The organism is Streptomyces sp. NPDC054841, from assembly GCF_053611045.1.
In genome coordinates, this window is sequence record NZ_JBSGZO010000602.1 from 1 (window position 1) to 4,541 (window position 4,541).

3 protein-coding genes are annotated in these 4,541 nt (G+C 69.4%); 1 reads left to right on the forward strand and 2 read right to left on the reverse strand.

What is annotated here, in order from left to right; translation table 11 throughout:
* Window positions 1-58: 58 nt before the first annotated feature.
* Window positions 59-733 (reverse strand): TetR family transcriptional regulator, encoded by a 675-nt coding sequence (locus ACWGI8_RS40200; protein WP_453668396.1) that lies wholly within the window; start codon window positions 731-733, stop codon window positions 59-61.
* Window positions 730-1,710: an acyl-CoA desaturase gene (locus ACWGI8_RS40205; RefSeq protein ID WP_453668397.1), complete on the reverse strand. Its 981-nt coding sequence runs from the start codon at window positions 1,708-1,710 to the stop codon at window positions 730-732. Before ACWGI8_RS40205 ends, ACWGI8_RS40200 begins: the two co-directional genes overlap by 4 nt.
* Before the next feature lie 217 nt (window positions 1,711-1,927).
* Between ACWGI8_RS40205 and ppc the strand changes: the two genes are divergently transcribed.
* Window positions 1,928-4,541: phosphoenolpyruvate carboxylase (ppc, locus tag ACWGI8_RS40210; protein WP_453668398.1), on the forward strand; the 2,614-nt coding region annotated here is incomplete at its 3' end.

Sequence of the window (4,541 nt, forward strand, 5' to 3'; positions counted from 1 at the left end):
GTCCGTCCCATCGCGGAGACCGGACCGGTCGCCGACCGGGCCATGCGTGCCCGCGGGCTCAGCTCTTGCGGTGCCCTATCAGCCGCGGCTTCGGCTCCAGACCGTCCAGGCCGTGCCACGCAAGATTCACCAGATGCGCCGCGACCTCCGCCTTCTTCGGCTTGCGGGCGTCCAGCCACCACTGGCCGGTCAGCGCGACCATCCCCACCAGTGCCTGCGCGTACAGCGGAGCCAGCTTCGGATCGAAGCCGCGGGCCTTGAACTCCAGGCCCAGGATGTCCTCGACCTGCGTGGCGATATCGCTGATCAGCGAAGCGAACGTGCCCGTGGACTGGGCCACCGGCGAGTCGCGGACCAGGATGCGGAACCCGTCCGTGTACGTCTCGATGTAGTCGAGCAGGGCGAACGCCGCCTGCTCCAGCAGCTCACGCGGATGACCCGCGGTCAGGGCCCCGGTCACCATGTCGAGCAGCTGCCGCATCTCCCGGTCCACCACGACGGCGTACAGGCCCTCCTTGCCGCCGAAGTGTTCGTACACCACCGGCTTGGAGACCCCGGCCTTCGCCGCGATCTCCTCCACCGATGTGCCCTCGAAGCCCTTCTCCGCGAAGAGCGTGCGGCCGATGTCGAGCAGTTGCTGGCGGCGCTCCGCCCCGGTCATCCGGACCCTGCGCCCGCGCCGGGGCCTGTCGCTGCTGCTGCTACTGCCGTCGATCGCCACGTCCTCAATCATGCCGCCTCCGCGGCCTCCGTCCTGCGCCGGGCGTCGATCCGGTCCGCGCTCGGCCAGCGCACGTCGTACGCCCATCCCGCCAGCTCGAACCAGCGGATCAGCCGGGCGCTGGAGTCGATCTGCCCACGCATCACTCCGTGCCGCGCGCTCGTCGGATCCGCGTGGTGCAGGTTGTGCCAGGACTCGCCGCACGACAGCACCGCCAGCCACCACACGTTGCCCGAGCGGTCGCGCGACTTGAAGGGGCGCTTGCCCACGGCGTGGCAGATCGAGTTGATCGACCATGTGACGTGGTGCAGCAGCGCGACCCGGACCAGCGAGCCCCAGAAGAACGCCGTGAACGCGCCCCACCAGGACATCGTCACCAGACCGCCGACCAGCGGCGGGATCGCCAGCGAGACGATCGTCCAGTAGACGAAATGGCGGGAGACCGCCCGGATCGCCGGGTCCTTGATCAGATCCGGCGCGTACTTCTGCTGCGGCGTCTGCTCCTCGTCGAACAGCCAGCCGATGTGCGCCCACCACAGGCCCTTCATCAGCGCCGGGACCGTCTCGCCGAAGCGCCACGGCGAATGCGGGTCACCCTCGGCGTCCGAGAACTTGTGGTGCTTGCGATGATCCGCCACCCAGCGGACCAGTGGGCCCTCCACGGCCAGCGAGCCCATGACCGCGAGCGCGATCCGCAGCGGACGCTTCGCCTTGAAGGAGCCATGCGTGAAATAGCGGTGGAAACCGATCGTGATGCCGTGGCACCCGATGAAGTACATCGCCACCATCAGGCCGAGGTCGAGCCAGCTCACGCCCCAGCCCCAGGCCAGCGGCACCGCCGCGAGCAGGGCGAGGAAGGGCACCGTGATGAACAGCAGCAGGGCGATCTGCTCGATCGAACGCTTCTTGTCGCCGCCGAGCGTGGCGGAGGGCAGGTCGGATGGTGACGGCTTCCGGGCGTCGTCGATCACATCGGGGCTTGTGGTCATGGGGTGTCCCCTGTGGGGTGAGAGGTGTGTCCGATCCGTAGGCTACGGATCCGTAACCTACGGCGTCGTAAGTATGGCAGTGTGAAGCCTCGCGGCAAGAGGGGCGTGGACAACGGCGCGTGAACGGACACCTATCCTGGGTGTCGTCGGACAGCGCGGTCCGCAAGCCTCCAGAAAAACCTCCAGACGTGCTGAAACACTGCAAGGAGCCGCACCTGTGAGCAGTGCCGACCAGACCTCATCCGCCAGCGCGGAGCTGCGCTCCGACATCCGCCGACTGGGCGATCTCCTGGGCGAAACCCTCGTACGGCAAGAAGGACCCGAGCTCCTGGAGCTCGTAGAACGCGTTCGGGCCCTCACCCGTACGGACGGCGAAGCTGCCGCCGCGCTGCTGGGAGACACCGACCTGGAGACCGCCGCGAAGCTCGTTCGTGCGTTCTCCACCTATTTCCATCTTGCCAACGTCACCGAGCAGGTGCACCGCGGACGCGAGCTGCGCGAGCGCCGCGCCGCCGAGGGCGGACTGCTCTCCCGCACCGCCGACATGCTCAAGGACGCCGACCCCGAGCATCTGCGCGAGACGGTCCGGCACCTGAACGTCCGGCCCGTGTTCACGGCGCACCCCACCGAGGCCGCGCGCCGGTCCGTACTGAACAAGCTCCGGCGCATCGCCGAGCTGCTGGAGACCCCGGTCATCGCAGGCGACCGGCGCCGGCACGACCTGCGGCTCGCCGAGAACATCGACCTCGTCTGGCAGACCGACGAGCTCCGCGTCGTGCGCCCCGAACCCGCGGACGAGGCCCGCAACGCCATCTACTACCTCGACGAGCTGCACGCGGGCGCCGTCGGCGACGTCCTGGAGGACCTCGCCGCCGAGCTGGAGCGCGTCGGCGTCGAGCTGCCGCCCGGCACCCGGCCCCTCACCTTCGGCACCTGGATCGGCGGCGACCGCGACGGCAACCCCAACGTCACCCCGGACGTCACCCGTGAGGTGCTGATCCTCCAGCACGAGCACGGCATCACCGACGCCCTGGAAGCCATCGACTCGCTGCGCGGACTGCTGTCCAACTCGATCCGGTACGCAGGAGCCACCGAGGAACTCCTCGGCTCCCTCCAGAGCGACCTGGAGTGCCTCCCCGAGATCAGCCCCCGCTACAAGCGCCTCAACGCAGAAGAGCCGTACCGCCTCAAGGCCACCTGCATCCGCCAGAAGCTCGTCAACACGCGCAAGCGCCTCGCCAAGGGCACGGCCCACGAGAACGGCCGCGACTACCTCGGCACGGCCGAGCTCCTCCACGACCTGGAACTGATCCAGACGTCACTGCGCGAGCACCGCGGCGGACTGTTCGCCGACGGCCGCCTCGACCGTACGATCCGCACGCTCGCCGCCTTCGGACTGCAGCTCGCGACGATGGACGTACGCGAGCACGCCGACGCCCACCACCACGCGCTCGGCCAGCTCTTCGACCGGCTCGGCGAGGAGTCCTGGCGCTACGCCGACATGCCCCGCGACTACCGGCAGAAGCTGCTCGCCAAGGAGCTCCGTTCGCGGCGGCCGCTCGCCCCGACGCCCGCGCCGCTGGACGCCGCCGGAGCCAAGACCCTCGGCGTCTTCCACACCGTGAAGGAAGCCTTCGAACGCTTCGGGCCCGAGGTCATCGAGTCGTACATCATCTCGATGTGCCAGGGTGCCGACGATGTCTTCGCGGCCGCCGTGCTCGCCCGCGAGGCCGGGCTGATCGATCTGCACGCCGGCTGGGCGAAGATCGGCATCGTGCCGCTGCTGGAGACCACCGACGAGCTGAAGGCCGCGGACGTCATCCTCGACGGAATGCTGGCCGACCCCTCGTACCGCCGCCTCGTCTCGCTGCGCGGCGACGTCCAGGAGGTCATGCTCGGCTACTCCGACTCCTCCAAGTTCGGCGGCATCACCACCTCGCAGTGGGAGATCCACCGGGCACAGCGGAGGCTGAGGGACGTCGCTCACCGCTACGGAGTCCGCCTGAGGCTGTTCCACGGCCGCGGGGGGACGGTCGGCCGCGGCGGCGGCCCCTCGCACGACGCGATCCTCGCGCAGCCCTGGGGCACGCTGGAGGGCGAGATCAAGGTGACCGAGCAGGGCGAGGTCATCTCCGACAAGTACCTGATCCCGTCCCTGGCCAGGGAGAACCTCGAACTGACCGTCGCCGCCACACTGCAGGCATCCGCCCTGCACACCGCGCCGCGGCAGTCCGACGAGGCGCTCGCACGCTGGGACGCCGCGATGGACACGGTCTCGGACGCGGCACACTCCGCGTACCGGCGCCTCGTGGAGGACCCCGACCTGCCCGCGTACTTCTTCGCCTCCACACCCGTCGACCAGCTCGCCGACCTGCACCTGGGCTCGCGGCCCTCGCGCCGCCCCGACAGCGGGGCGGGCCTGGACGGACTGCGGGCCATCCCGTGGGTCTTCGGCTGGACCCAGTCGCGGCAGATCGTGCCGGGCTGGTTCGGCGTCGGATCCGGGCTGCGGGCCGTGCGCGAGGCGGGGCTCGGCTCCGTCCTGGAGGAGATGTACGAGCAGTGGCACTTCTTCCGGAACTTCATCTCGAACGTGGAGATGACACTCGCCAAGACGGACCTGCGGATCGCCCGGCACTACGTGGACACGCTGGTGCCGGCCGAGCTGAAGCACGTCTTCGGCGACATCGAGGCGGAGCACGAGCTGACAGTGCGTGAGGTGCTGCGGGTCACGGGCGGTGAGCAGCTGCTCGACTCCAACCCGGTGCTTCAGCAGACCTTCGCGATCAGGGACGCGTACCTGGACCCGATCTCCTACCTCCAGGTGGCCC